Origin of the sequence: Corynebacterium freneyi, from assembly GCF_030408835.1 — a bacterium.
GTDB classification, from domain to species: Bacteria; Actinomycetota; Actinomycetes; order Mycobacteriales; family Mycobacteriaceae; genus Corynebacterium; species Corynebacterium freneyi.
Window position 1 is genome coordinate 2,287,116 of sequence record NZ_CP047357.1, and the last position, 25,184, is coordinate 2,312,299.

Here is a 25,184-nt window from a genome sequence, read left to right on the forward strand (position 1 = left end):
TTCTCGGACTCCTCGTTCAATGCGGTCGGTTCAATGCGGTCGATGCTGCTTGTGGTGCTGGTGCCGGTTGCGTCGGTGGCGCCGGTTTCGTTTGCGGCGCCGGCTTCGACGGCGCCGCCGGATTCACGTCAGCCGCGCACCCGGCGCGGGGCCGGAGGCGGTGAGCGTGGCGGCGCAGGTGCCCGACGTGGCCAAATGCGCCGCGACGTCGAGGGCGTGTTCGCGGTCGCGGCACAAAAACGCCGTCGTCGGCCCGGAACCGGAGACGATGCCCGCCAGCGCACCGCCGTCGAGGCCGGCGCGCAGGGTGGTGCGCAGCTCCGGTTTGAGCGAAATCGCCGCGGGCTGCAGGTCGTTGGCCAGGTGCGCCGCGAGTTCGTCGGGCGATCCGGAGGCCAGGGCCTTCATCAGCTCATCGGGGGCCGCGGCGCGGGGGACGTCGCGTTCCTCGCGCAGCCGGTCGATGGTCCGGAACACGTCCGGGGTGGACAGCCCGCCCTTGGCCAGCGCCAACGCCCAGTGGTACTCGCCGCGCACGAGAATCGGCGCCAGATTTTCGCCGCGCCCCGTGCCCAGGGCCGTGCCGCCGAGCAGGCAGAACGGCACGTCGGACCCGAGGTCGGCGGCCAACTCCACCAGTTCGTCGTCGGTCAGCGGCAGTTCGAAGAATTCGCGGGCCGCCACCAGAGCCGCAGCCGCGTCCGCCGAGCCGCCCGCCATGCCGCCGGCGACGGGGATCGCCTTGTCGATGTGGATCGCCGCCACCCGCGGCACCCGGGATTCGGCCTTCTCCACGGCGGCGATGACCGCCCGCCACGCCAGATTCGAATCGTCGACGGGCACGTGCGCGGCCGAATCACCGGACACCGTCAGCTCGGCGACGTGCCCCGACGCATCGCCGTCGGGCACCTCCGTGAGAGTGACCGTCGTCGGCAGCGACAGGGATTGGAACACCGTGACCAGTTCGTGGAATCCGTCGTCGCGCACGTCGCCGCAGCCGAGGTGCAGGTTGACCTTGGCGTGGGCGGTCGCGGACACCTCCACGAGGCGACGGTCGCCGGGTTCGGTCCCGGGCCGTGCGGGCGGGGTGGACGACGAATTCTGGGAGCTGGGCGGGTTCACGTCGTCCGAGTCTACCCGGGCGCTACACCTCGCCCTCCCAGTCGAAACCGCCTCCGCACAGTTCCTCCGGGCAGCCGTTCCACGTCTTGGCGAAGTGCGCGATGATCGCCTCCCCCGTGGTCATCGGGTACTTCGGCTCCACCCGGCCATGCACCGCCTTCGCGGACCGTTCCACCGCGTCATGGAAGAACCGGCAGACTTCGACGTACCGCCACATGTCCATGATCACGCGGCACACCTCCGGGTGCGTGATGACATCGCGATCACGGGCACCCCGGCCGAGCGCCCGGTCGATCATGCGACGCACCAGGGGGCGGTCGACTTCGTGGTCTTCGCCGCAATCGCACCACCCGGAACCGCGGTTCGGCATCTCCCACACGTCGGGAATCTCCACGGGCGGCACGGGTTCGGCGGGCTCGGCGGGAGCAACGGGCACGGCGGGTGCAGCAGGTGCAACGGGTTCGGTGATGGGCGAGGTCATGGCGGGTCTCCTTCGATTCGGCGGCCCCTTCGGCGGCGTATGCCGTCACCCTAGAAGACGCCCCGGATCGCCCGGCCGGATGAACCCCACATCGTTCGAACATCCGGGCGTCTCCCACCGGATGCGACCGCGGTGCATGCCTCCCCGGCCGTCTTTGGCATACGGTCGTGGCAATGGGACAGCAACGTCGCAAAGCAGATGAACCGGTGACCATCCTCGCCATCGCCGACGAGGAACGCCCCGCCCTGACCATCCCCGGAGGCGTCGACTTCGGCCCCGGCAACCGACCCGACCTGCTGCTGTCCGCCGGCGACCTCGACTTCCGGTACGTCACCGCCGTCGCCGACGCCGTCGACGTGCCCTGCGTCATGGTGCCCGGCAACCACGACCCGTCGCTGGAGGGCTTCACCCTCACCCCCGTCGGTTGGGTGCGCGCGGGCCGCCACGACCGGTGGCCCGGACCCGCCGGGGCGTGGGCCGCCGACCGCGACATCGTCGACGTCGCCGGACTGCGCATCGCCGGGCTCGGCGGGTGCGCGCGCTACTCCTCCGGCCCGAACCAGTGGACCGACGCGCAGGCCAGACGGAGGGCGCGCCGCGTGCTGCGCAAGGCCCGCCGCGGTCGCCGCAACGGACGCGTCGACGTCCTGCTCACCCACGCCCCCGGCACTCCGGGCGCGGCCGCGGCCCACGTCGACGGCACGGACCCCGCGCACCGGGCGCTGCCGGCCGTCGACATGCTCGTCGACGCCCTTCGCCCGGCGCTGCACCTGCACGGCCACATCCATTTGCATGGCGCCGACAGGCGGGTATTCTCGCTGCCTTCGGACGACGGGACGCACGCGGCCGCCGACACCACCACCGCCGGTACCGATGCCTCGGGCACCGCACCCCACCCCGCACCCGAGCCCCCGCCCGGCGCGCGCCCCCGGACGCTCGTCGTCAACACCGTCGGTTGGACGCTCACCCGCGTCCACCCGCCGCGCACCACCCCACGCGCGGAATTGATCCTGAAAGGACGCTGACCATGGCCGACACCGGTTTCCCCGACGCCGACGCCCAGGCCGACTTTGCCCGCGCCCGCCGCCGCGCGCGCCTGAGCAGGGCCGTGTCCCGCCTGCGCCGCCAGCCCGACGACGTCACCCAGGTGCTGCCATACGACGAGGTCGTCGCCGCCCTCGGCGAAACCGGGCGGCGCGAGCTGGGCCTCATGGACGTGCCCGTCGACGCCATCGTCGGTTCCGTCGACCGCACCGGCCAGTTCGACCGCGCCTTCCGCCCCATCACCGCGACCACCCGCGATCGGTGGGCCCGCATCAACGCCGCCCAACGCCGCGGCGAAACCGTCCCGCCGGTGCGGTTGCGCAAGGTCGGCGGCATGTACTTCGTCGTCGACGGCCACCACCGCGTGTCCATCGCCCGCAACCGCGGGAATCCGACCATCGACGCCTACGTCACCGAGACCCTCACCAGCGTCGACGCCGACGGCATCCACTCCAACCGCGACCTGGTGCTCAAGGACCACCGCCGCATCTTCCTGGCCCGCGTGCCGCTGTCGGACGATCGCGCCGCGACGATCATGCTGCCCAATCCGTGGAAGTACGCCGAGCTCGCCGAAAACGTCGAGGCCTGGGGGTTCCGCGCCATGCAGGCCGAGGGCGCCTTCCTCGACCGCCGGGAGGTCGCGGACCGGTGGTTCACCACCGAGTACGAGCCGGTCGTCGCCGCCGCCCGCGCCATCGGCCTGGCCCCCAACCACACCGACGCCGAGCTCTACCTCTGGATCGCCGCCGAGCGGTACCGCCTCATCCGCCGCCACGAGTGGACCGACGAGGTTTTCGAGCGGGTACGCGAAACCGGCCGCCAGCCCGACTGATTCGGGCCGACGGCCGGCAGCCCCGGTCATTGCTTGACGACGACCCGCCTCCCGACCGCAGCGGCCGGGAGGCGGGCTACGCCGGGGGCTGATGCCGGGGGCTACAGTCCCAGGTTCTCGCCGGTCTCGGCGTCGAAGATGGAGACCTTGGCGGGGTCGAACCACAGCGTCACCTTCTCGCCGCGGCGCACCGGCGACTCCGCCGACAGACGCGCGACCATGGTGCCGGTGGACTTGTCGTCCAGACCCGCATCCGCGGCCGCCGCCGACGACGCCACGCCACCGGCGCCGTTCTCCCCCGTCTCCGGGGCCGTGAAGTGCACGAACTTGTCGGAGCCCATCGACTCGAGGACCTCGACGTCGACGTCGGTGACCACGCCATCGGCGCGTTGCCCCTCATCGACGAGAGTCGCGTCCTCGAACGCCTCCGGACGCAGCCCCACGATCACGTTGCGATCCGCCACATCGCCGATCGCCGACGCCAGCTCGTCGGAAAGCGGAATGTCGCCGATTCCGGTGGACACCACTCCCCGATTCAACCGCCCCGGCGTGAAGTTCATCGACGGCGAACCGATGAAGCCCGCGATGAACAGGTTCTTCGGGTGGTCGTAGAGCTCCTGCGGCTCGCCGACCTGCTGAATGACGCCGCCCTTCATGACCACCACACGGTCGCCCAAGGTCATCGCCTCGGTCTGGTCGTGCGTGACGTACACCGTGGTGACGCCCAACTGAGCCTGCAGACGCGAAATCTCCGCGCGCATCTGCACGCGCAACTTCGCGTCGAGGTTCGACAGCGGCTCATCCATGAGGAACACCTTCGGACGGCGCACGATGGCGCGGCCCATCGCCACGCGCTGACGCTGGCCACCCGACAGGTTCGACGGCTTGCGGTCCAGGTACGGATCCAGGTCGAGGATGCGCGACGCCTCCGCGACCTTCTCGTCGATCTCCTTCTTCGGCAGCTTCGCCAGCTTCAGCGGAAACTCGATGTTCTCCCGCACCGTCATGTGCGGGTACAGGGCGTAGGACTGGAACACCATCGCGATGTCGCGGTCCTTCGGGGCGACGTCGTTGACGCGCTCGCCGCCGATGAGCAGATCACCGTCGGTGATGTCCTCCAAACCGGCGATCATGTTCAGCGTCGTCGACTTACCGCAACCCGACGGGCCGACGAGGATGATGAACTCCCCGTCCTCGATGTGCAGGTTCGCGTCGTCGACGCCGACCGCGCCGTCCGGGAACTTCTTGGAAACGTGCTTGAGTTCGATTTCGGCCATGACTTGCTATCCCTTCACTGCGCCGGAGGTCAGGCCGGCCACGATGCGGCGTTGGAAAATGACGACGAAGATGATGATCGGGATGGTGATGACGATCGCCGCCGCGGCGATCGAACCCGTCGGCTCCTCGAACTGGGACGAACCCGTGAAATTGGCCATCGCGGCCGGGGCGGTGCGGGAGGCCTCCGTGGAGGTCAGCGACACCGCCAGCAGGAAGTCGTTCCACGCGAAGATGAACACCAGGATCGCCGCGGTGACGATGCCCGGAATGGCCAGCGGAGCCACCACCATGCGGAACGCCTGGAACGGCGTCGCACCGTCCATCTGCGCGGCCTTCTCCAGCTCCCACGGGATCTCCTTGAAGAAGGACGACAGGATGAAGATGGCCATCGGCAGCGCGAACGTGATGTACGGCAGGATCAGACCGGGCCACGTGTCGAACAGGCCGACCTTGCGCTCGATGTCGAACAGCGGGCTGACCAGCGACACCTGCGGGAACATCGCGATGAGCAGCGACACGCCCAGGATCAGGGACTTGCCGGGAAACGTCAGACGGGCGATGGCGTACGCCGCCATCGTGCCGACGATGACGGCGATGAGCGTGGTGATGATGCCGATGCCGATCGAGTTGATCAGCGCCCGGGTGAACTCGGAGGTCTGGAAGATCCCCTTGTAGTTGTCCAGCGTCCACTCACGCGGGATGAAATGCCCGTCGTGCAGGGTCGCCGTGGTCTTGAACGACAATGACGCGATCCAGGCCACGGGCACCAGCGCGTACAGGACGACGAGAACCAACGCGATGGTCCACAGCGCCTTTTCTTTACCGGTTCCTTGTTTCATGGCCGATCACTCCTTCCCGTTGCCCGGGGTCGATGCGCCGAGCCCCTTGACGAAGATGATTGCGATGACGGCCACGCAGAGGAAGATCAGCACCGAGATGGCGGAGCCGATGCCCAGGTTGAACGCCTTGAACAGGTTGTTGTAGCCGAGGATCGACACCGAACCGGTGCCGTTGTTGCCCTTGGTCAGGATGTAAATGTTGTCGAACACGCGGAACGCGTCGAGCGTGCGGAACAACAGCGCCACGATGATCGACGGCTTCATCAGCGGCAACGTGATCTTGAACAGGCGGTGCCAGAATCCCGCGCCGTCCAGCTCCGCAGCCTTGAGCACGTCGTCGGGCACCAGCGCCAGACCCGCCAGCAGCAGCAGCGCCATGAACGGCGTCGTCTTCCACACCTCGGCCAGGATGATGATGAAAATCGACGGCCACTGTTCGGTCAGGGGCGCCGACCCGTCGGGAAGCAGATTGGCCAGGTAACCGGTACCCGGCGTCCAGGCGTAGTTCCACGAGAAGGCGGCGGCGACGGTCACGATGCCGTAGGGCACCAGGACCACCGTGCGGACGATGCCGCGGCCGAACATCGCCCGGTGCATGACCATCGCGATGGCCAGGCCGAGGATGAACTCCATGATCACCGAGGTCACCGTGATGAACACGGTCACCCACAGCGACTCCCACCAGTAGCCCGACGACAGCACCGCGGCGTAGTTGTCGAAACCGACGAACTCGCGGTCGTCCGGGAAACGCAGGTCGTAGCGCTGCATGGACAGCCACACCGCGTAGATGATCGGGTACGCCGTCACGGCGAGCATGAGGATCACCGCAGGTGCGACGAGGATCATGCCCAGGCGGCGCTCGGCCTTGCGGCCGTCGGAGTACTTCTGCTTCGCCTTCGCGTCCGACTTCGCGGTCGTGTCCGGCTTCGTCGTCGCGCCCGCAGAACCGGTCGCCTCAGCGGAGTCGACGGATGCGGGCGTCGTGCTGTTTGACGCGGTCATCACGGCACCAACCCTTCGGATTTGATGGCCCGGTCGATCTCATCCGCCAATTCGGGGACGAGGGTCTCGGGGTCGATGTCGCCGGGCGGGCTCAGGCGCGACGCCAGGAGAATCGACACGGACTGATACGCCGGCGACGCCGGGCGGACGGCGACCGACACGGTGCGCTCGTCGGGAAGCAGGCTGCGTTCCTCGGGGCCCAGGTCCTCCGGGTCGAGGGTGTTGAGCGATTCGAAGATCTCCCGGTAGAAGGGGTATTCCTCGATGAATTCGTCGGTGGCCTCGGTGTAGAGCCTGGTCAACGTCGGCGGCAGACCGCCGGTGAGGGCGTTGTGCAGTTGGTTTTCCTCGTTGCGCAGGCATTCGATGGCCTCGAACGCGAGGTCCTGGTTCTTGGAGGTCGACGGCACGGCGATGTTGAGACCGCCGATGGTGGCCTTGGACGGCTCGCCGGCGACCATGCCGGGGTAGACCGTCCAGCCGAGGTCATCGAAGGCCTCCTGGGCGGCGGCGTCGCCGCTCTCGGCCTTCTCCTTCAGCCCCGCGTACACGAACGGGTAGTTGACCTGCATGAAAGCGTCACCGCGGTCGAAGGCCAGGCGGCCCATGTTTTCGTCGAGCTGCGAGGTCGACGGGTCGGCGCCCTTGGCGGTGGCCACGGCCTTCATGGCCGTCAGCGCCTGCTTGGCGGCGTCGCCTTCGTCGATGGTGGTCTCGCGGCCGGTGTCGTCGACGATGGTTCCGCCGGCGGCTTCGAGCATGGAGTTGAACCACACCACGATGCCCTCGTACTGGGCGGCCTGCACGCCGACGTAGGACGGCTTGCCTTCGTCGGCGAGCTGTTCGCCGAGTGCGGCGATTTCCTCCCACGTCGCCGGGGGCTGCGCTTCACCGTCGGGGCCCTGCGGCATGAGGGACTTTCGGTACCACATGAGCTGGGTGTTCGTGTTCAGCGGCGCACCGTACACCTTGTCGTTCCACGTGGCCGTTTCCATCGGGCCGGACAGGGTTCCGTCTTCGACTCGCCGTGCGACGTCTTCGGGGAACTCGACCGCCCATCCGGCTTCGGCGAACTCGGCGGTCCAAGTGACGTCGAGGCCCATGATGTCGAACGAGTCGTCGCCGCCGACGATGCGCCGGGCCAGCTGAAGGCGCTGGTCGTCGGTCTGCTTGGCCGAGACGTCGTATTCGATGACGTATTTTCCGTCCGCCTGCTCGGAGCACTTCTGGGCGGCCGCGCTGTACTGGTCGACGCCGTCGGCCGGCCCCATGAACCGCAGGACGGTGGGGCCCGCCTCGTCCGTTCCGCACGCCGCGAGAACCGGCGATCCGATGGTCAGCGCGGCGAGCAGCGCGGCGGTCTTCTTCTTCAGCGCGGATCGCGGGCGGAGCCGGACGCCCCGCCCTTCCCGATCCCCGACCGGGGATCTTCGTTGCTCGGGCGTCATCGTTGCATCAGCTCCTCTGCACGGGATGTGATTAGCCACCTCTCAGTGTACGACGATCACTGTTTTGGGTGGAAGGTTCTCTTTCGGGAGGGAGATTTTCGTCGAGCCGATATCGCCGTCACCTCCTCGCGGACTTAGACTTTCCTCATGATCGACGACCTCCACCACGACCGACCGGCCATGAGCCGCCGCGAATCCGCGGGCCGGGCCCGGCTGTCGGAATGGCCGGAGGCGGACGGCTGGGTCTGCAACGTCCTGCTGTGGCGGGGCGATCGTCTGCTGGTGCTGTGCCGCGCCCCCGGTGGATACTTGGGCGGCCAGTGGGATCTGCCGGGAGGAAAGAGCGAGCCGGGCGAGGAGCCGTCGGCCGCCGCACTGCGGGAGCTGATGGAGGAGACCGGACTGACCGGCACCATCGGCCCGGAGGTGGCGCATTGGTCGAACCCGGACTCGAAGGGCGGCGATTTCCGGTTTCACATCGTCACTTTCGAGGCCTTCGAGCATGACGACGCCGACGGGGGCACGGGAGCCGACGGAGCCGCGGAAAGCACCGGAGTCGACGGGACAGCCAAGCCCGACGGCCATGCACTCCCCGAGGTCGTGCTGAACCGGGAGCATTCCGATTACATGTGGGCCACCCGGGAGCAGTTGGCGGAGCTGCCGTTGGCCTGGCACGTCAGTCGCGTTTTGGGACTATGACGCCGAATACTCATCCCCCAGGAACGAATAGACGCTTCTCCTGGCGGCTTCGCGTCTCAAACTTCCAAATTTCAGCGAGCGCCCCCATTCAGGGACAGGGAAGAACTTTAGGTTGCAGATCTCAGCCACTTGAAGATGATTGACCTATGGGCCCGATACATTCGAAGGCGACCGCCCCAGTTAAGGAAGCGGCCAAGGCCGGTGACTCACCGGAGCCGCCGAAGTGGACGGTGACCCCCGAGGTGTCCAAACACTTCGGGTCAACGTTGAAGCGCTATCCATCGGAACGGGACGATCGCGCGAACCGATTCAGAGTCGTCCTGATGTCCGTGATCCTGCCCGTCCAAGTCCCACTCGTTGACAATCAATCGCGGCAAAATAACCAACGCCCGAACATTGGCGGATACTTCCATCGGGGACGATACCGTGGCATGTCGTCAATCGAGTTCCCGCACTTGGACGAAAATGGAACCGTCGATTCAAAACGTCGCGACAAGCTTTCCGCCCCTCACCAAGATCCCCAAAGATGGCTTTCCCGTCGCCTGTGGTCCGCTACAGGAGGAATGCGGGATACTCCGATAGTCACAATCGGAGAAAGTCGCATCTCAGACCCAGCCCGATCTCTAACAGACGCGGGCCACACCGCTGAAGATCCGACGTTCTACAGTTCCAGCCGATGGAATACCGCAATGGACAGCCATTGCGTGACGTTCAAAGATTACCGAATCGCCTTCCTTCCCGAAGAGAGAGACAGGTCAGACAACCCAGTTTCCGGTTTCGTCAGTTTGCGAGCAGTCGAGACGCTGCGATTCACTGGAGACGACCGACATCATAGTGACGATTTCGTCGTAATGCACATCGCGATCGAAAATCCTTCCCCAACCGACGTGATTCAGTTCGCTCAGAGCTTGCGAACAGGCGAAGTAATGGATTCCCTCCAGCCCTCGCCCGATATCGTCAGGAAATCTGGGAAAATCAACCACACGAAGGCATTCACAGTTTTCGACCTGGGCGAGAAAGAAACGCATAAAGGGAATTTTCGTAAGATTTCGGCACTTCAGCTCCTTGAGTATCACGCCAAACTTGCCGTGATCGGGGAGAACCCGCCCTCTCAAATCGGCAAAGATCCCGAAACCGACAACGAGGAGATCGCCAACAACAGCCCCACAGTAGGCGCCTCCGCAACACCGGCAAATAAGCCATGGTATCGCGCACTCAACGACGGAACATTCGAAATAGACGAGACCGTCACATCGCCGAACGGAAACGTAAAATTCCACTTTAGTTTGGACGCTGGCTACACGACGGTCGCCGAAGAAAATCGCTCGGCAAACGACGCATGGGATCGTCGGCGCATCTTCACGTTGAGCTGCGCTATCCCCTACCCCGATGTCGGCCTACCTTCGTGCCCCATGTCCGAACTCGCGGGATTCGAGTACTGCTCCGAAGAGTGGACTCCTGAACGCCAGTGGTCATATGTCTTAGCTTCGGGGTGCCGTCCAACGTCCGCGCTGCCGCCGGACGACGCCGACGGCGCCAAGGCGCATGCCGTTGCCGCACCCGCGGGATGGACGGACAGTGCCACCGAGTTTGGCTTTGCCACCGTGCGCACCGCCGGGTGCTTTTCGCTTCACCCGGACCCATTTCGACTTTGCCAAACGAGGTACGTGGAGCTGGCGATCCTGGCCATAAGGCAGCTTTACGCACTAGAATTCCTTTCCGAAGAGGAAGCGCAGATTCCAGGGTTCGCTTCCGCGGCAGACGGAACGCATATCAATCCCTATGGAGACAGTTGGTCTATTCCCGCCTCTAACCACAGCTTGAACAAGACGGAAGAGTCCATTGCCGCCATCAATCACGAACTAGCCCGGGTCCAGCAAGAACATTTGGATTTCCGGCGTGAACTTTGGTTTTCTCACATCCCTCGCCGTCCTGCGGCGACACGTTTTCTAAACGCCGTGCAAGAACAGCTCGGCGTTCCGCAGCAGCTCGAGGAACTAAGTGAAGGCTTATCACTCCGCTATGAGATTTTGACAAGTCTCGCGCGCGAGCATGAGGAACGCGAACGCGTAGCGAGGCAGGAACAAAAGGAAGAAGACCGCCTACTTGAGGCTAGTCGGGAGTCGAAGAAGAGAGAGCAGATTGCAGAACAACGTCGAAGGCGAGAGGAAGCCGAGGAGCGCAGTCGTCGCCAACTCGATCTCAGTTTGGCTTTGGTTTCGATCCTCATCGCGATTCCCTCATTCAGCGCGATTACGGCGGGCCCTTCGTTAGCGACTCTCAGCGGCACCGTCGGTATCACGCTCGTCATCGCCGTACTTATCGTGTGGGCCTCACGAAAAGGGTGGCTGACGAAGTTCACGCGGGTGCTCTTCACCCGCGATGACGGTGAAAGAGCCGACATATGGGAACTCGAACCTAGAACCCCGCAGTGATGCCGGTTTTCACGTCGACGTCGTCTCGCCAACGATCGAGTCTGGCGCGTCGCTCCTCCGTCGACAGCCGGTCTCGGAATACGCCACGGCGGCGCAAGAACCTGTATCTCTCCGAATCGGGAATCGGCGCATCGTGGTCCGCGTCGCCCCACACGACGACTCCGTTGATGCACTCCGGCTCGCCGATGACGGTCGTCTCCACGGCGCTTTCGCGCACTGCCAGCACAACGGCTGCGACATCGGCGACGATCTGCGCTGCGGTGGCCGCCGCGGATTCGGCGTCGGACACACCCCATCGACTGTCCCTTCCTTCCACGAAAACGTCGGCGACTCCGGTGTGCGCCGCGGTATCAAACTCGAACTCCGCCCGGGGAAACCGGGCGAGGTGGTGACCCAGCTCCGCCCCAACCCCGTTCTTCAGAACGGCGCCGACAGCGTTCTCCGCCGTCACGCGAAATCCGACGCGCACGCGCCACACATCCATGCTGGTCACGCTGGGGTCCCGCCGAACGACTCACGATTCTCGTCGTCCCAATCGAGGATCGCCCGAACGCCGGCGTCGCCTATGAACTCAGCGGCGTCGCTGCTGTCGACGCGGCAACCCTTCAGATCCTCGGCCCCGTCCCCGAGGCAGGTCAGATCCAGCCACATCACGCGGAGCACGTCGCGGCCATTGATCCGGTACCTGACCACGGCATACGCCAGCTCCGGTTCATCGAAACCGTCGAGCCAGTGATACCCGTCCAGGTCGCCGCGGTGAGACTCCCGGTCACCGGATGCCAGCGCCCAGTGCAGATCCTCGAGCCACGCGATCGCCTTCGCCCGGTTCTTCTCCGTCAATCGCTTCAGCTGGTCGCGCTTCCGGGTGCGCGCCCTGCGCATCTCGTCGGTGACCCAGCCAGCGAACATCCGCGCAACCGTCTTCCGCAACCCCTCTGCGGTCTTAACGGTTTTCGTCATCGCCGCGGCCGACCCCAACTTCGAGACACCCACCGGCACGGGGGAACCGTCTGCGCCGAAAGCCTCGATAGCCCAGCCGGCACCACCGGCCCGGGTTCGACCCGAACGATGCCCCAGCTCAATTACCGTGTACGACAATCTCAACGTCTCGCCGGTTTCCGCGAGGAGCGTGACGCGTGTGCCGTCGTCGTCACGCCACAAGGACCTGAGATTCGGCAGCTCCGGACGCATCTCGTCGACGACGTCGAAGGCGTCGGCCACCCCGAAATCGTCGGGGCGAAAGTCGAGGTCGGCGTCCGGGCAGATGAGCCCGCTGTCGGCGAACGAGTCGTCGCCGCAGGCATCCGCGAGCATATCGCGAAGCGCCCCCGCGCGGGTGAACAATCGGTCGTTGGTTTCATTCGTGAAAGTCATGCCCCGAAGTTAGAACACGGTCCGGATGACCTGGCCGGAAAGAAGGCCAATCATTCGAACATGCCAGTTCACGGACAGTTTTCACCAAACGGCGACGTGCTGCCCCGATGGGTGCGCCCGTCTTTCACTCGCACCGGGCGGCGCCCAGGAACCCGCCGACCCGCACGGGAGCCGCCCCCACCACCGGAGCCGATGGGGCCACAGAAGATACCGGGCTCGACGGCCATGCACTCCCCGAGGTCGTGCTGAACCGGGAGCATTCCGATTACCTGTGGGCCACCCGGGAGCAGTTGGCCGAGCTGCCGTTGGCCTGGCACGTCGACCGGGTGTTGGGGCTGCGTCAACCGCCCACCGACGAGTAGACGCACCACCGACGAGCAGGCACCACCGACGAACGGGCACGCCACCGACCAGCAAGTAAGCGCAACCACCCCCTCCATTGACAGCCAAAGACAATGACTTTAGGCTAGCCTCACCTTGACCACGATGGAGGTTTCATGGACCCCGCATTCTCGCACGGTGAGGGCCTCGGACGCCGGATGCTCGGCGGCGCCGGGGCCCTGTCGCTGACCCCCTACCGGGTCGACGTCGCCGCGACGATTCCGGTCGTGTCGCACCGACTCAGCGACGGCGGCCGGTTGATCGTCGTCTGCCCCGCCGCGGATGCGCAGTACTACGGGGATGCGGAAGTTCGGGTCGACGGCGTGAAGAAGGCCCCGGAGTTGGCGGCCGACATCACCGTCGCGGGTCTTCATGCGCTCGGGCGGGTCGAATGGCTGCCCATCCGCGACGATTCGGTCGACGCCGACGCCTCTTTGGCCGGTCTCGGCTTCCACCCGAGTTCCCCGGGCTCGTATGTCCTGGGCGTGGTGGAGCTGGACAGGGCCTACCTGCATGGCCCGTGCGGCGTGGTCAAGCTTCCAGTGGACGAACTTTGCCCCCATCCCGGAGATCTCGAGCTCACGTCGCGCGAATTCGACGCCCGCGACGAAGTCGGCCGGCTGTCGCAGGAGCAGCTTCGTCAGCTGCTGTCCGACGCCTTGGTGGGCTTCGTCGACGGCTTCCGCTGCTCGGAGTTCGAGCTGGATCCCTCCGCTTCGCTGCACGCCGGCGAGGCCCTGGGCGGCGAGGTCTGGGTGTCGGACATCGACGTGGCCGGTTTGATGCTGTCGACCATCTACGGCACTCGGCTGACCAGCGTTTTCATTGACTTTCCCGAAGAGATCCGGGAATTTTCGGACTTGGTCGGGGCCGTTTCGGCCCTGGCCGCCACGACCTCGGCCCGGCACGCATCGCCGCGTATCTGACACCGGGTCGAGGGGCGCGCGGGGTTCTTCGCCGAACCCCGCGCGTTTCCCATTTCCCAGTTCCCGCCCCCAATCCCCCATTTTCCCCGCCAACCCCGGTTTCCCCATCCCCGCTGGCCCCGCGACACGACGAAGGCCACCGGGCCCCGCCGGAAGAAGCGGGTCCGATGGCCGTCGAAAATCGTGGTCAGCGTGCTTCGTAGCTGGCACACAGCGCCGTGTCACCGGTGACGCTGATGTCGTCCAGTCCGCACATGAGATCTTGGTTGTGCGCACAGTCGAGGCGCTTGCACGCCCCCACTTGACCTTCGGCATTCGCCAGGCCGGCGCGAAGGTCGACCGTGGCGAAGGTGGTGCAGGCGGCGTCGCCGTCGCCGCCGACGTTCACCGCGAAGGCCGTGCAGCCGCCGTTGTTGAAGGAGCAGGCGGTGGTGGCGCAGGAAGAAATCTTGGTGATGGTGGACATGGTGCGGGTCTCCTCGAGATCGTAAAGCGATGATCGATGGTTCCGCGTATCTGACACTTCCAAGAATAGCCCCCTGACCAGGAAAAACAAGCAAGGGCAGCCTTCACTGTCAACGTTCAGGTACCTTGTCCTTGCCTCCGGATGAGCCCCGCCCCGACTCCCCGTCGACCACGGTCCCCGAGCTGTGATCCGCCAAGCTACAGCCCCGCGAGCCGGACGAAATCGGCGACGCCGAGCTTTTCGCCCCGCAGCTTCGGGTCGATGCCGGCGGCGACGAGGGCCTCTTCGGCGGCGGCGCCGGAGCCGTACACGCCGGACAGTGCCGCGCGGAGGGTCTTGCGGCGCTGGGCGAACGCGGCGTCGATGAGCGGCCACACCTTCGCCCGCGCTTCGTCGGTGACGGGCCACGGGGCCTCGCCGGCGGGCGATTCCTCGCCGTTCGGCCCGGGCACGCCGAAGACGTCGATGCGCACCAGTCCGGAATCGACCTTCGGCACCGGCCAGAACACGTTCGGGCCGATGACGCCGGCGCGCCGCACGGTGCCGTGGAAGGCGGCCTTGACGCTGGGCACGCCGTAGATCTTCGACCCCGGCTCGGCGGCCAGGCGCTCGGCGACCTCGAGCTGCACCATCACCAGCACCCGCCGGATCGACGGGAATTCGCGCAGCATGTGCAACAGCACGGGCACCGACACGTTGTACGGCAGGTTCGCCACCAGGGCGGTCGGCTCCGGGAACTCCGTGTCGTCTGCGGTGCCCGCAGTGCCCGCACCGTCGTGCTTTCCGACGATGTCATCTCGCGTCACCGTCAACGCGTCCTTCACGACGAGGTTGAGATGACGTCCCGGCGCGAATTCCCCGACGGTCGTCGGCAGGCGTTCGGCCAGTCGAGGGTCAATCTCGACGGCGGCCGCGCGGCCGCAGTGTTCGAGCAGACCCAGCGTCAGCGATCCGAGGCCCGGGCCTACCTCGACCGGGTAGTCATCCGGCGACAGGTCGGCCGCGGCGATGATCCGACGCACCGTGTTGGGATCGTGGACGAAATTCTGGCCGAGCTTCTTCGTGGGCTGCAGGCCCAGCTCGTCGGCGAGCCGACGGATCTCGACGGGCCCGAGGAGACGGACCTCGGCCACTTAGAGCAGTCCCAACTGCGCGGAGCACGCCGGCCAGGCGCCCCAACCCTGGGAAGCCTGGACCTTCTCGGCCACGGCGATCTGCTGCTCGCGGGTCGCCTGACCCGCGGTCGGGGCGTACTGGCCGCCGCCGTGGGCGGTCCAGGTCTGCGGGTGGAACTGCAGGCCACCGGAGAAGCCGTTGCCGGTGTCGATGCTCCAGTCGCCGCCGGACTCGCACTGCGCCAGCGCGTCCCACACGGAACCGTGGGCCACGGCCGGGGCGGCGCCCGGGCGGGGCTTGGTGCCCTGGCGGACGACGGTGACGGACGGGGCGGTCCGCTCGTGCTCCGAGAGAACCTCGCGGGACAGCTCCTCGCCGTCGCGGGACAGAACCTTGACCTTGAGCAGCTTGACGCCCGGGGCGCCCTCGGTCTCGACGACGCGCTCGTCGTCGTACATCTCCGGGTCCTCGATGATCTCCTCCGGGGAGGGGATCTCGACGTCCTCGGTGAGGACCTGGTCGATGAAGCGGGACACGTCGATGCGCAGTCCCTCGGTCACCGGGGTTTCCGGAGCCGGGGTGACGGTCTCGCCTTCGCCCAGGACGATGCCGCGCTGCTCGAGAACATCGGCGACGGTGGCGGCGGCCATCTGCAGGCGGCCCTCCCGGCCGGAGTCGTTGAGGACGACGTCCTTCGCCGTGACGATGTCCAGCTCGATGCCCTCGGCCGGAATGCGCTGCGACGACGGCGCCTTCACCGAGTCGGCGGCCTTGACGTTCGGCAGGGACGCGATGAGCTCCTCGACCGTGACCGCGGTGGTGGTGGTCTCGGTGGTGCGGCCGTCGATGGTCAGCGACACCGGCTTCGCGGAGCGGTAGACCAGCGTTCCGCCGTCCGAGATCTCGCCCTGGCGCACGACCCGGTCGCCGTCGCCGAGCTCGACGCCGGCCTTGTTCAGGATGCGGGTGTCATCGCCGAAGATCGTGGAGATCTGCTGGATCTCGCCGTCGACGTCGACGGTGACGCTCTTCTGCGCCGCCGCAGCCGTGCCGCCGCCGGCGACCAGCGCGACCAACAGGCCACCGGTGGCGACGCGCCTGGTTGTGGTGGCCTTGTTGTTCAGCTGGTTGACGCGGCTCTTGGAGTGCTTGCTCACGGTACTGCGGTTCCTCTCGATGATCCCCGGGGCGGTCGGGCGGGCATGGGCATGGCCCGGCGTTCCGGTGACGGTTCGCGCGGGCCTGGTGCGGGCGAAAAATGCACCCCGATGGAAGTACTTGGGTCACGTTACGGTAAAGGACCCTCGAAAGTCCACCAAATGCCCAGGTTGATCCGCAAATCGAACGTAATTCGCGCCACAGCTGCCGCAATCGTCCCGTTATACGACCATGCGGCGAAACCGCTGGGGCGACTGGGGCGGATGTGACGAAGACTCCGGCGGCGCCGCCACGCCGCGCTCACCTACGGGGCGGGCACCTCGATGCCGTAGATCCGCTCGGCGTTGGCGGTCAGCTGCGCCGCCATCTCCTCGGCCGGCACTCCGCGGGCCTCCGCCATGCAGCGGGCCTGCCAGCCGACGAACGCGGGCTCGTTGCGGGCCCCCCGGTACGGCTCGGCGGTCATGTACGGCGCGTCGGTCTCCACCAGCAGCTGCTCCGCGGGCGCCTCCGCCACCGCCAGCCGCAGATCCGAGTTGCGCTTGAACGTGACGTTGCCCGTGAACGACAGCACGTACCCGCGCTCCAGGGCCTCACGCGCCACCTCGATGGGCGAGCTGAAGCAGTGCAGGATCACCGGCCCGTCGAACCCGTCGAGCTCCCGCATGAGGTTGTCGTCGGCCTCGCGGTTGTGGATCATCAGCGGCTTGTCCACCGACTGCGCCAGCTCCATGTGCCAGTGCAGCGCCTCGATCTGGACGTCCAGCGGCGCGCAGTCGTCCATCTTGCCGATCCAGTATTCGTCCAGGCCGGTTTCCCCGATGGCGACGACCCGCTCTTCCGCAGCCAATTCGGTGAGCCTCGTGCGGGCGGCGTCGTCAAGCTCGGTCGCCCGGGTCGGATGAATCGCCGCAGCCGCCCACACCCGCGGATGCGACCGTGCCGCGGCGACGGCCAACTCCGTCTCCGGCAACCCGTCGCCGATGGTGCACACGCCCGCCACGCCGGCGGCGACGGCGCGGTCCATCAACTCGGCGATCGCCGCCTCATCGCGGGCACCGCACGACGCCAGGTGCGTGTGCGCGTCGAACAGCGGCGCGACGTACGGGGCCGGGCTTGCGACGGGGCGCTTCTTCTTTCCCATGGTCGCCCAGTGTAGGCCCGCCGATATCATTGGCCACATGACGGCCGGCCACGGACAGTTCCCAGCAGACGACGCCAACTACCGCATCAGCGACGCCGAACGCGAAGCGGCGATGGCGAGTCTGGGCCGCGCGTTTTCCGAGGGCCGCCTGACCATCGACGAATACGACGACCGCGTCCAGCGCGTCGCATGCGCCGACACCGGCGCCGACCTGGTGCCGCTTTTCGACGACCTGCCGCCTTCCCGCAGGGGCGGCGTGCCCGGACAGGCGCCCGCCAAACTCTACGCCGGGGAGGAAATCGACGCGGCGTATCAAAGCGGCAAGAAAACCCGGCTCGGACTGCTGGGACTGACGACGGTCGGCACCACCGCCGGGGCCATCGTCTGGTCCTCCATGATCGCCTCTCCCCTGCCGACCGTGCTGTTGCTGCTGATTCCGACGGTGTGGCTGCTGTTGTACGTAATGAAGATCGGCCCCGACTCCTGGCACGTCCCCAGCCCCCGGGCCGTCGAACGGCAGCGCCTGCGCGAGCTGCGGTCCGCCGAGAAACTGCGCGCCGCCGAACACAGGGCCGCGGAACAGGAACGCGCCGCCAAGCAGAAGATCCTCGAGGAGGAGCGCCTCGCCGAACTGCGCCTGGAGCGCAAGGCGCGGACCGAGCAACTGACCAGCCGCGCCATCGGCTTCATGAGCCGCGCCCTGGACGGCGGAACCGGCGGCGGCCGGGATCGCGACGGCGGAACCGGCGACGACCGCAACGACGGCGACCGCACCGGCGGCACCAGCGGAGCAACCGACGGGAAATCCGAGGGCAGCCCCGACAACCCCTACCGCCGGGGTTGACCGGTTACTGCTCCGGGTTGACCGGCGCCCACTCCGGGCCGGTCTCGGCCAGCTCCGGGTCGAGCTTGGCGAACAGCGGCTTCGGCTTCGACAGCGGCGTGCCCGGCACCATCTCCACGCGGCCCCAGGTGGCCAGCTGGTCGGAGTAATCGCCCATGATCACCGGGTACGTGCGACCGGCCGCGGGCAGGTCGACGCCCACCGGCTCGACCGGCATGTCGTCTTCGACCTCGCGGATCTCCGGCATCGCCGCCCACACGCCGTCGCGGCCGAGGGTCTCGTGGACCTTCTGCGCCGACGCCGGCAGGAACGGGGTCAGCAGCGTGTTGCAGTCCGACACCACCTGCAGGGCCGTCCACAGCACGGTGGCCAGACGCTCGCGCTGCGACTCGTCCTTCGCCAGCTTCCACGGCTCCTGCGCGGCGATGTAGGCGTTCGCTTCGCCGACGACGTGCATCGCGGCCGTCACGGCGGTGCGGAAACGGGATGCGCCCAGCGCCTTGCCGGCCTCGTCGAAGGTGCGCTCGGCCAAATCAAGCAGCGCGACGTCGTCGTCGAGCAGCGTGCCCGGCTGCGGGACCTCGCCGAAGTTCTTGTGGGCCATCGACACCGTGCGGTTGACCAGGTTGCCCCAGCCGTTGGCCAGCTCGTTGTTGACGCGGCGGACGAACTCGTCCCACGTGAAGTCCGTGTCCTGGTTCTCCGGGCCCGCGACCGCGATGAAGTAGCGCAGCGGGTCCGGGCCGAACTCGGCGAGGAAGTCCTTGACGTAGATGACCACGCCCTTCGACGACGAAAACTTGGAGCCCGACATGGTCAAGTACTCCGAGGACACGACCTCCGTGGGCAGCGCCAGCTCGCCGAGCTCCCCGGCCTCGCCGCCTCGCGACCCGGCTCCCGCGTAGCCGAGCAGCTCCGCCGGCCAGATCTGCGAGTGGAAGGTGATGTTGTCCTTGCCCATGAAGTAGAAGGACTCGGCGCCCTTGCCGTCCTCGCCGCCGCCGACGTTCCAGAACTCGCGCCACGCCTCCGGCCGGCCGACGCGGTACGCCCACTCGATGGACGCCGACAGGTAACCGACGACCGCGTCGAACCAGACGTAGAGCTTCTTCGCCTTGTCGTCCGACCAGCCGTCCAGCGGGATGGGCACGCCCCAGTCGATGTCGCGGCTCATGGCGCGCGGACGGATGTCCTCCAGCAGGTTCAGGGAGAACTTCAGCACGTTGGGGCGCCAATCCTCGCGGCCCTTCAGCCACTCCGACAGGGCGTCGGCAAGCGCGGGCAGATCCAGGAGGAAGTGCTCCGTCTCGACGAACTTCGGCGTCTCGCCGTTGATCTTGCTCACCGGGTCGATGAGATCGGCCGGGTCGAGCTGGTTGCCGCAGTTGTCGCACTGGTCGCCGCGCGCGCCGGATGCGCCGCAGATGGGGCAGGTGCCCTCGATGTAGCGGTCCGGCAACGTGCGCCCCGTCGACGGCGAAATGGCGCCCATGGTCGTCTGCTTGACCATGTACCCGTTGTCGTGCAACCCGCGGAACAATTCCTGCACCACCGCGTAGTGGTTGCGGGTGGTGGTGCGGGTGAACAGGTCGTAGCTCAGCCCCAGGCCCGCGAGGTCCTCGACGATCTGCCGGTTGTACCGGTCGGCGAGTTCCTGGACGGTGACGCCCTCCTTCTCCGCCTGGACGAGCAGCGGGGTGCCGTGCTCGTCGGTTCCGGAGACCATCAGCACCTCGTTGCCCGCCATGCGCTGGTAGCGGGCGAAGACGTCGGACGGCACGCCGAATCCGGCGACGTGACCGATGTGGCGGGGTCCGTTGGCGTACGGCCAGGCGACGGCGGTGAGGATGCGAGACATGATGTCCAGGGTAAACCATGGTCCGGACCGGGTCGCGCAGTGCGCCCTCCTGCCGGGGCGGGTGCGCCCCCTTTCCTCCCCTGTGGCCGGGGCTCGGTTTCCGTGGGAAAATCCCGCGGATGGCGCGGTGCTCCGCGCATGGCCGCCGACGACATCGAAAGGAGCCGGACATGCCCGACCAGAAGCCCGTCGATTACGGGGTGTTCGTCTCGTTGCTCGGGGCCGAGCCCGGCCCGGGCCTCGACGGGATGCTCGACGAGTTCGTCGCCGACCATGGCGTCGATTGCGTCGACTGGGACGGGCGCACCCTGTTGATGAACGCGGTGACCCGCGGCCGCCCGGACCTGGTCGCGGGCCTCGTGGCGCGGGGCGCCGACGTGGACGCCAAGGACGGCAAGGGTTTCCGGGCGCTGCATTTTGCGGAGCTGGAGGGCGACGTCGCCTGCACCGAGCTGCTCGCCGACGCCGGCGCCGACCTCGACCCGCGGGATGGCTGGGGCAATACGCCGCTATGGCGGGCCGCGATGACTTTCGACGCGGACGCGCCCGTGATCGTCGTGCTCCTGGCCCGTGGCGCAGATCCGGCCGTCACCAACGACCATGGGGTCGCGCCCGCAGACCTGCTCGTGTAGCCACCGCCCCGCCACGGCCCCTGCGCCGAGTGCCCCGGGGGCGCCTCGACGGCCCGCCCAGCCCCGCTACCATCTTCATCCGTGATCCCCTCGCCCGCGCAGTTCGTCGCCCATCTCGTAGCCGTCGGCCATCGCCCGGCGGCGGTGGTCGGCGATTGGTTCGGGCATGGGGCGGTGGTGGCGCCGGATCTGGTGGCTCGCCGCACCCCGCTCGCCGACGCTTTCCCCGCCGGCCCCGAGCCGACGGATGGGGCGACCGCGAGGGATTCGGCGCGGGATTCGGCGCAGAGTTCCACGCCATGGCATTTCGGCTGGCTCCCCTACTGCCCGCCGGAGGTGGAGCCCGCCGCCTTCGCGGCGTCGACGCGCGACGTGGTGGTCTTCGACGACGGCAGGTGGTCCATCCCGGATGGTTCCGGCGTCGACCCCGAGTGGTTGACCGCCGTGCTTTCCGACGCCGCCCACGCCGCCCACGCCGCCCACGCCCACGATCCCGCCATCGAATGGGACGGCGGCGACCGCGCCGCCCACGAACGCGGCGTCCTCGATTGCCTGGCGGCCATCCGCGCCGGCGACGTCTACCAGGCGTGCGTGTCGACCAGGTTCCACGGGACCGTGACCGCACCCGAGCCCGCGCCCGCCCCCGCCGCGGAACCCGCCGCCGAGCCCGCCACCCCGAACCCGACCGTGCGGGCCGCTGCGGCGTGGTGGGCGCGCCGCGTCGTCAAGCATGAACCGGTGCGCGCCGCCTTCCTCGCCGGAACCGACGCCGACGGCCGGGACGTCGTGGTCGCGAGCCTGAGCCCGGAGGAGTTCCTGGTGCGCGACGGGGCGACGGTGCGCGAATCGCCGATCAAGGGCACGGTGCCGCTGAGCGCGGACCCGGCGGAGCTGGCGGCGTCGCGCAAGGACGTCGCGGAGAACATCATGATCGTCGACCTCGTCCGCCACGACCTCGGCCAGGTCGCCGTCACCGGTGGCGTGCGCGCCACCGACCTGCTGGCGGTGCGGCCCGCCCCCGGCGTGTGGCACCTGGTATCGGAGGTGACCGCCGAGCTTCCCGGCGGACTGCCGCACGCCGACCTCATCGACGCCTGCTTCCCGCCCGCCTCCGTGACCGGCACCCCGAAAATCCGGGCCGCGGAACTGTTGTCGGAATGGGAGCCGGTCGAGCGCGGCGTGCATTGCGGCGCCATCGGGGCGTCGACGGGCGAGATGCTGGAACTCAACGTCGCCATCCGGACCGCAGAGTTCCGGGGCCCGGGTTCCGTGCTTCACGACGCCAATGCGGACACCATCACCGTGGAAGTCGGCGTCGGCGGTGGAATCACCATCGACTCCGACCCCGACGCGGAGTGGGCGGAAATCCTGGCGAAGGCCGCACCCCTCATCGACCCTGCTTGACCGCCCGCCGGACCGAATCCACGACCTGCACCAGGGCAGCGATGGCAACGCCCACCACCAGGAACGCTGCGAAGACCCGGTACCACCGCACGACGGTCAATTCACCGGCGTCGCTCAGGCAGTAGTAGTCGAAGCTCACCGCCGTCTCGCCCGGTTCCGGGTGCGTCACGTCCCGAACCGTATGGACCTCGCCGCCGTCGCCGCCGCACAGCAGGAACGGCACGTGCTCGAAGAAAGCCGGATAGATGGGGAGGATGATGATCAGGGGCACCAGCAACGGCAGCACCCGGATAATCACGAAGATCCCGATGTCCCGCGCCATCAGTGCACCCCCATTCCGGCGCCGGTGGCCGGGTCGAACGACATGCTCGCCGAGGACCGCTCCGACGACGCCGATCCGCTCAACGGGGGAACGATCCGCTCATCGGCGCGATCACCCATGGTCAGCAGCGTCGCGGTGAGGCTGAAGCTTTCCGCCGGCTCGCCCAACTCTTCCGCCATGGCGAGAAACATCGGGCGGGGATCCCTGATCATGGCCGGAACATCGGCCGGCAGGAAGTGCGGGGACGGTTCGGTGTTCGACGGCGTCGTCCAGAGACTGCGCCCGTCCCATCGCACGAGGTCGCACTCGTCCGGGTTCGACGCCATCGACACTTCGCCATGTACGGCGTGAATCGAGTTGAGCGACAGGGTCCGCAGGCGAAGATCCTTCACGGTGGAATACCCCGCGTGCTCGGCGAAGCGGGACAATGCGTCGAGGATGAACCGGTCGCTGAACCCGCCGCCCCGGCGGAAGACTTCCGCGACCAGCTCGTTTTCCTCCACCGACCCCAAACACGCGGTCAGCGTCGACGTGGCCACCGCCGCTCCACCGAGGGCGAGAAACCCCCGCCTGCCGATCAGCACACCCATGCCCCTTTCGCCGAGACATCGAGAAACATCACATTTCCCGATGAATCTATCGGGTAGACGCGATTGGCGCAGCGCAGAGAGGTCCGCGGAGCGCCCCCCGGGCTCAGCGTCGAGTCTCCTTGCGGGCCCGCTTCCGTGCCTTTTGCTCGGCCTTCTCCCGCGTCCGCTGCTCCCGCAACATGCGCAGGTACACCGTGCGGGCCGCCTTCTCGTCCAGGCGGCTGGGGTCGTCGGCCACGCCGCGGATCAGCGACACCATCAGCGCGATGACCACCAGCAGGAACGGGGATCCGGCGACGATGATGATCGTCTGCAGCGAAGACAGGATGTCGGTGCCGCCGGACAGCAGCATCGCCACGGCGATGATGGTGGTCATCAGGCCCCACACGCCCGTCACCCACGGCGTCGGGTTGACGCGGCCACGCTGACTCATCGTGCCCATCACCGTCGACGCGGAGTCGGCGGTGGTGATGAAGAACGTCGCCAGCAGCACCATGGCGAAGCCCGACACGACGCCGGTCCACGGCAGTTCGCCGAACATCGCGAACAGCATCGCCTCGGCGGTGCCGTCGCCCCAGATCGACCGGCCGGTCTGCTCGAACTCGATGGCGGTGCCGCCGAAGATGGAGAACCACAGCAGGGTCAGCGTCGACGGCACCACGACGATGCCGACGACGAATTCGCGGATCGTCCGGCCGCGCGAAATGCGGGCCAGGAACATGCCGACGAACGGCGTCCACGACACCCACCACACCCAGTAGAAGATCGTCCACGAGCCCAACCAGTCCCCCGCGGTGCCGTCGGCGGACGCCGCGGACCGCGCGGTCATCTCGAACAGTTGGTCCAGGTAGGACCCGAGCGCCATGGGGATCGTGTCGAGCTGCGCGACGGTCGGCCCCGCGACGAGGACGAAGGCGGCGATGGCGGCGGCCGTCCACATGTTGAACTTCGACATGATCTGCACGCCCCGGGCCACGCCCGACATCGCGGAGGCCAGGTACCCGATGGCCAGCACGCCGATGACGGTAAGCATGACTCCCAGGCCCGGATCGGCGATCATCCCGGTGGCGCGGAAGCCTTCCGCGATCTGGGAGGCGCCGAGGCCGAGCGACATCGCGGTGCCGAAAACGGTGGCGAAAATGGCCAGCACGTCGATGAGCTTGCCCAGCCAGCCGCGGGCGCGGCGGTCGCCGATGAGCGGGGTGCATGCCGCCGAGATGAGCTGCGGGCGGCCCATGCGGAACGTGGAGTAGGCGATGGCTGCGCCGACGACGGCGTACGTGGCCCACGCGATCGGCCCCCAGTGCAGGAGGGTGTGGGCGAACGCGTCCTCCGCGCTGCCCGCCGCGTGCCCCGGCACGCCGTTGCGATAGTGGTACAGCGGCTCGTAGCCGCCGTAGAACAGCAGGCCGATGCCCATGCCGGCGGCGAACATCATGGCGATCCAGCCGGTGGTGGAAAACTCCGGTTGCTCGCCGTCGCGCCCCAACCGGATGTGCCCGAGCGGCGAAAACGCCAGGGCGATCATGGCGATGAAGAACACCACGGCGGCGATGATGAACGCCCACCCGAGCGTGTCGACGAGCCACGTGAACGCCGCAGAGGACGCTCGCCCGAAGCCCTCGGGCACCGCGATGGCCCACACGGCGATGGCGAGCACGAGGATCAACGCCGGCGCCGCCACACCCCAGTCGATGGCGCGTGCCGCGGATTCGCCCGCCTCGTCCCGCTTCGCTTCTTCCTCGTGCCCGTTCATCTGCCCATGTCCCGTCAGTCTCGTTGCCAAATC

The 25,184-nt window shown here is 67.5% G+C and carries 24 protein-coding genes; 8 read left to right on the top strand and 16 right to left on the bottom strand.

All coding sequences use genetic code 11. The features are described 5' to 3' along the window. Positions 1 to 123 precede the first annotated feature (123 nt). Positions 124 to 1,044 (bottom strand): 4-(cytidine 5'-diphospho)-2-C-methyl-D-erythritol kinase, encoded by a 921-nt coding sequence (locus CFREN_RS10225; protein ID WP_070521643.1) that lies wholly within the window; start codon positions 1,042 to 1,044, stop codon positions 124 to 126. Positions 1,045 to 1,144: 100 nt separating this feature from the next. Further along, entirely contained in the window at positions 1,145 to 1,603 is a 459-nt protein-coding gene (locus CFREN_RS10230) for a hypothetical protein (RefSeq protein WP_209652132.1), read from the bottom strand. A gap of 173 nt (positions 1,604 to 1,776) precedes the next feature. On the opposite strand from CFREN_RS10230, the gene CFREN_RS10235 reads away from it, so the two are divergent. Then, positions 1,777 to 2,628, top strand: coding sequence for a metallophosphoesterase family protein (locus tag CFREN_RS10235; protein WP_209652130.1), 852 nt, complete (start codon positions 1,777 to 1,779; stop codon positions 2,626 to 2,628). 2 nt (positions 2,629 to 2,630) lie between these two features. Further along, entirely contained in the window at positions 2,631 to 3,479 is an 849-nt protein-coding gene (locus CFREN_RS10240) for a ParB N-terminal domain-containing protein (RefSeq protein ID WP_070521651.1), read from the top strand. 101 nt (positions 3,480 to 3,580) lie between these two features. Here the strand turns inward: CFREN_RS10240 and CFREN_RS10245 are convergent, their stop codons facing one another. The 4 genes from CFREN_RS10245 to CFREN_RS10260 are packed head-to-tail and all read right to left on the bottom strand — an operon-like array spanning position 3,581 to position 8,046. Then, positions 3,581 to 4,756 (bottom strand): ABC transporter ATP-binding protein, encoded by a 1,176-nt coding sequence (locus CFREN_RS10245; protein ID WP_070521654.1) that lies wholly within the window; start codon positions 4,754 to 4,756, stop codon positions 3,581 to 3,583. 6 nt (positions 4,757 to 4,762) lie between these two features. Further along, a complete protein-coding gene (locus CFREN_RS10250) occupies positions 4,763 to 5,596 on the bottom strand; it encodes a carbohydrate ABC transporter permease (protein ID WP_070521656.1) in 834 nt (277 codons plus the stop codon). 6 nt (positions 5,597 to 5,602) lie between these two features. Further along, positions 5,603 to 6,598, bottom strand: coding sequence for a carbohydrate ABC transporter permease (locus tag CFREN_RS10255; RefSeq protein WP_209652125.1), 996 nt, complete (start codon positions 6,596 to 6,598; stop codon positions 5,603 to 5,605). Continuing rightward, positions 6,598 to 8,046, bottom strand: coding sequence for an extracellular solute-binding protein (locus tag CFREN_RS10260; protein WP_070521658.1), 1,449 nt, complete (start codon positions 8,044 to 8,046; stop codon positions 6,598 to 6,600). Before CFREN_RS10260 ends, CFREN_RS10255 begins: the two co-directional genes overlap by 1 nt. A gap of 147 nt (positions 8,047 to 8,193) precedes the next feature. On the opposite strand from CFREN_RS10260, the gene CFREN_RS10265 reads away from it, so the two are divergent. Both CFREN_RS10265 and CFREN_RS10270 read left to right on the top strand, forming a co-directional pair. Next, positions 8,194 to 8,745 (top strand): NUDIX hydrolase, encoded by a 552-nt coding sequence (locus CFREN_RS10265; protein WP_209652123.1) that lies wholly within the window; start codon positions 8,194 to 8,196, stop codon positions 8,743 to 8,745. 689 nt (positions 8,746 to 9,434) lie between these two features. Then, positions 9,435 to 11,180: a hypothetical protein gene (locus CFREN_RS10270; protein WP_209652121.1), complete on the top strand. Its 1,746-nt coding sequence runs from the start codon at positions 9,435 to 9,437 to the stop codon at positions 11,178 to 11,180. Here CFREN_RS10270 and CFREN_RS10275 read toward each other — a convergent pair. After that, positions 11,164 to 11,673 (bottom strand): hypothetical protein, encoded by a 510-nt coding sequence (locus CFREN_RS10275; protein ID WP_209652120.1) that lies wholly within the window; start codon positions 11,671 to 11,673, stop codon positions 11,164 to 11,166. The two genes, CFREN_RS10270 and CFREN_RS10275, sit on opposite strands and share 17 nt — an antisense overlap. After that, positions 11,670 to 12,554, bottom strand: coding sequence for a hypothetical protein (locus CFREN_RS10280; protein ID WP_209652118.1), 885 nt, complete (start codon positions 12,552 to 12,554; stop codon positions 11,670 to 11,672). Before CFREN_RS10280 ends, CFREN_RS10275 begins: the two co-directional genes overlap by 4 nt. 497 nt (positions 12,555 to 13,051) lie before the next feature. Here CFREN_RS10280 and CFREN_RS10285 point away from each other — a divergent pair, with 497 nt between their 5' ends. Next, entirely contained in the window at positions 13,052 to 13,861 is an 810-nt protein-coding gene (locus CFREN_RS10285) for a hypothetical protein (RefSeq protein WP_209652116.1), read from the top strand. A gap of 187 nt (positions 13,862 to 14,048) precedes the next feature. Here CFREN_RS10285 and CFREN_RS10290 read toward each other — a convergent pair whose 3' ends face one another. The 4 genes from CFREN_RS10290 to CFREN_RS10305 all read right to left on the bottom strand — a co-directional run bounded on the left by CFREN_RS10290 (position 14,049) and on the right by CFREN_RS10305 (position 17,745). Continuing rightward, positions 14,049 to 14,327, bottom strand: a complete 279-nt coding sequence (locus CFREN_RS10290; protein WP_209652113.1) for a DUF1540 domain-containing protein — start codon at positions 14,325 to 14,327, stop codon at positions 14,049 to 14,051. Between the two features lie 197 nt (positions 14,328 to 14,524). Next, a complete protein-coding gene (gene rsmA, locus CFREN_RS10295; RefSeq protein WP_209652111.1) occupies positions 14,525 to 15,460 on the bottom strand; it encodes a 16S rRNA (adenine(1518)-N(6)/adenine(1519)-N(6))-dimethyltransferase RsmA in 936 nt (311 codons plus the stop codon). After that, positions 15,461 to 16,600: a resuscitation-promoting factor gene (locus tag CFREN_RS10300; protein WP_209652109.1), complete on the bottom strand. Its 1,140-nt coding sequence runs from the start codon at positions 16,598 to 16,600 to the stop codon at positions 15,461 to 15,463. 305 nt (positions 16,601 to 16,905) lie between these two features. Continuing rightward, positions 16,906 to 17,745: a TatD family hydrolase gene (locus tag CFREN_RS10305; protein WP_209652107.1), complete on the bottom strand. Its 840-nt coding sequence runs from the start codon at positions 17,743 to 17,745 to the stop codon at positions 16,906 to 16,908. A 37-nt stretch (positions 17,746 to 17,782) separates the two neighbouring features. Here CFREN_RS10305 and CFREN_RS10310 point away from each other — a divergent pair, with 37 nt between their 5' ends. Continuing rightward, entirely contained in the window at positions 17,783 to 18,589 is an 807-nt protein-coding gene (locus CFREN_RS10310) for a DUF1707 domain-containing protein (RefSeq protein WP_209652105.1), read from the top strand. A 4-nt stretch (positions 18,590 to 18,593) separates the two neighbouring features. On the opposite strand, the gene metG is transcribed toward CFREN_RS10310, so the two are convergent. Beyond that, positions 18,594 to 20,447, bottom strand: coding sequence for a methionine--tRNA ligase (gene metG / locus CFREN_RS10315; RefSeq protein ID WP_244979488.1), 1,854 nt, complete (start codon positions 20,445 to 20,447; stop codon positions 18,594 to 18,596). Positions 20,448 to 20,617: 170 nt separating this feature from the next. On the opposite strand from metG, the gene CFREN_RS10320 reads away from it, so the two are divergent. Next, positions 20,618 to 21,079, top strand: coding sequence for an ankyrin repeat domain-containing protein (locus tag CFREN_RS10320; RefSeq protein ID WP_209652103.1), 462 nt, complete (start codon positions 20,618 to 20,620; stop codon positions 21,077 to 21,079). 81 nt (positions 21,080 to 21,160) lie between these two features. Next, complete coding sequence (locus CFREN_RS10325) at positions 21,161 to 22,483, top strand: aminodeoxychorismate synthase component I (protein WP_209652101.1); 1,323 nt, start codon at positions 21,161 to 21,163, stop codon at positions 22,481 to 22,483. Here the strand turns inward: CFREN_RS10325 and CFREN_RS10330 are convergent. The 3 genes from CFREN_RS10330 to CFREN_RS10340 all read right to left on the bottom strand — a co-directional run bounded on the left by CFREN_RS10330 (position 22,467) and on the right by CFREN_RS10340 (position 25,151). Beyond that, positions 22,467 to 22,805: a hypothetical protein gene (locus CFREN_RS10330; protein ID WP_070521684.1), complete on the bottom strand. Its 339-nt coding sequence runs from the start codon at positions 22,803 to 22,805 to the stop codon at positions 22,467 to 22,469. The two genes, CFREN_RS10325 and CFREN_RS10330, sit on opposite strands and share 17 nt — an antisense overlap. Continuing rightward, on the bottom strand, positions 22,805 to 23,395 hold the full coding sequence (locus CFREN_RS10335) for a hypothetical protein (RefSeq protein ID WP_070521687.1): 591 nt from the start codon (positions 23,393 to 23,395) through the stop codon (positions 22,805 to 22,807). Before CFREN_RS10335 ends, CFREN_RS10330 begins: the two co-directional genes overlap by 1 nt. Before the next feature lie 103 nt (positions 23,396 to 23,498). Then, the gene (locus tag CFREN_RS10340) at positions 23,499 to 25,151 is read right to left on the bottom strand and encodes a BCCT family transporter (protein WP_244979487.1); all 1,653 of its coding nucleotides are present in this window, start codon (positions 25,149 to 25,151) and stop codon (positions 23,499 to 23,501) included. Positions 25,152 to 25,184 lie beyond the last annotated feature (33 nt).

Bases quoted from the DNA above. Each gene is read 5' to 3' on its own strand.
- CFREN_RS10230 (WP_209652132.1), bottom strand. From the start codon at position 1,603: ATGACCTCGCCCATCACCGAACCCGTTGCACCTGCTGCACCCGCCGTG.
- CFREN_RS10235 (WP_209652130.1), top strand. From the start codon at position 1,777: ATGGGACAGCAACGTCGCAAAGCAGATGAACCGGTGACCATCCTCGCC.
- CFREN_RS10240 (WP_070521651.1), top strand. From the start codon at position 2,631: ATGGCCGACACCGGTTTCCCCGACGCCGACGCCCAGGCCGACTTTGCC.
- CFREN_RS10245 (WP_070521654.1), bottom strand. From the start codon at position 4,756: ATGGCCGAAATCGAACTCAAGCACGTTTCCAAGAAGTTCCCGGACGGC.
- CFREN_RS10250 (WP_070521656.1), bottom strand. From the start codon at position 5,596: ATGAAACAAGGAACCGGTAAAGAAAAGGCGCTGTGGACCATCGCGTTG.
- CFREN_RS10255 (WP_209652125.1), bottom strand. From the start codon at position 6,598: ATGACCGCGTCAAACAGCACGACGCCCGCATCCGTCGACTCCGCTGAG.
- CFREN_RS10260 (WP_070521658.1), bottom strand. From the start codon at position 8,046: ATGACGCCCGAGCAACGAAGATCCCCGGTCGGGGATCGGGAAGGGCGG.
- CFREN_RS10265 (WP_209652123.1), top strand. From the start codon at position 8,194: ATGATCGACGACCTCCACCACGACCGACCGGCCATGAGCCGCCGCGAA.
- CFREN_RS10270 (WP_209652121.1), top strand. From the start codon at position 9,435: ATGGACAGCCATTGCGTGACGTTCAAAGATTACCGAATCGCCTTCCTT.
- CFREN_RS10280 (WP_209652118.1), bottom strand. From the start codon at position 12,554: ATGACTTTCACGAATGAAACCAACGACCGATTGTTCACCCGCGCGGGG.
- CFREN_RS10285 (WP_209652116.1), top strand. From the start codon at position 13,052: ATGGACCCCGCATTCTCGCACGGTGAGGGCCTCGGACGCCGGATGCTC.
- CFREN_RS10290 (WP_209652113.1), bottom strand. From the start codon at position 14,327: ATGTCCACCATCACCAAGATTTCTTCCTGCGCCACCACCGCCTGCTCC.
- CFREN_RS10305 (WP_209652107.1), bottom strand. From the start codon at position 17,745: ATGGGAAAGAAGAAGCGCCCCGTCGCAAGCCCGGCCCCGTACGTCGCG.
- CFREN_RS10310 (WP_209652105.1), top strand. From the start codon at position 17,783: ATGACGGCCGGCCACGGACAGTTCCCAGCAGACGACGCCAACTACCGC.
- metG (WP_244979488.1), bottom strand. From the start codon at position 20,447: ATGTCTCGCATCCTCACCGCCGTCGCCTGGCCGTACGCCAACGGACCC.
- CFREN_RS10320 (WP_209652103.1), top strand. From the start codon at position 20,618: ATGCCCGACCAGAAGCCCGTCGATTACGGGGTGTTCGTCTCGTTGCTC.
- CFREN_RS10330 (WP_070521684.1), bottom strand. From the start codon at position 22,805: ATGGCGCGGGACATCGGGATCTTCGTGATTATCCGGGTGCTGCCGTTG.
- CFREN_RS10335 (WP_070521687.1), bottom strand. From the start codon at position 23,395: ATGGGTGTGCTGATCGGCAGGCGGGGGTTTCTCGCCCTCGGTGGAGCG.
- CFREN_RS10340 (WP_244979487.1), bottom strand. From the start codon at position 25,151: ATGAACGGGCACGAGGAAGAAGCGAAGCGGGACGAGGCGGGCGAATCC.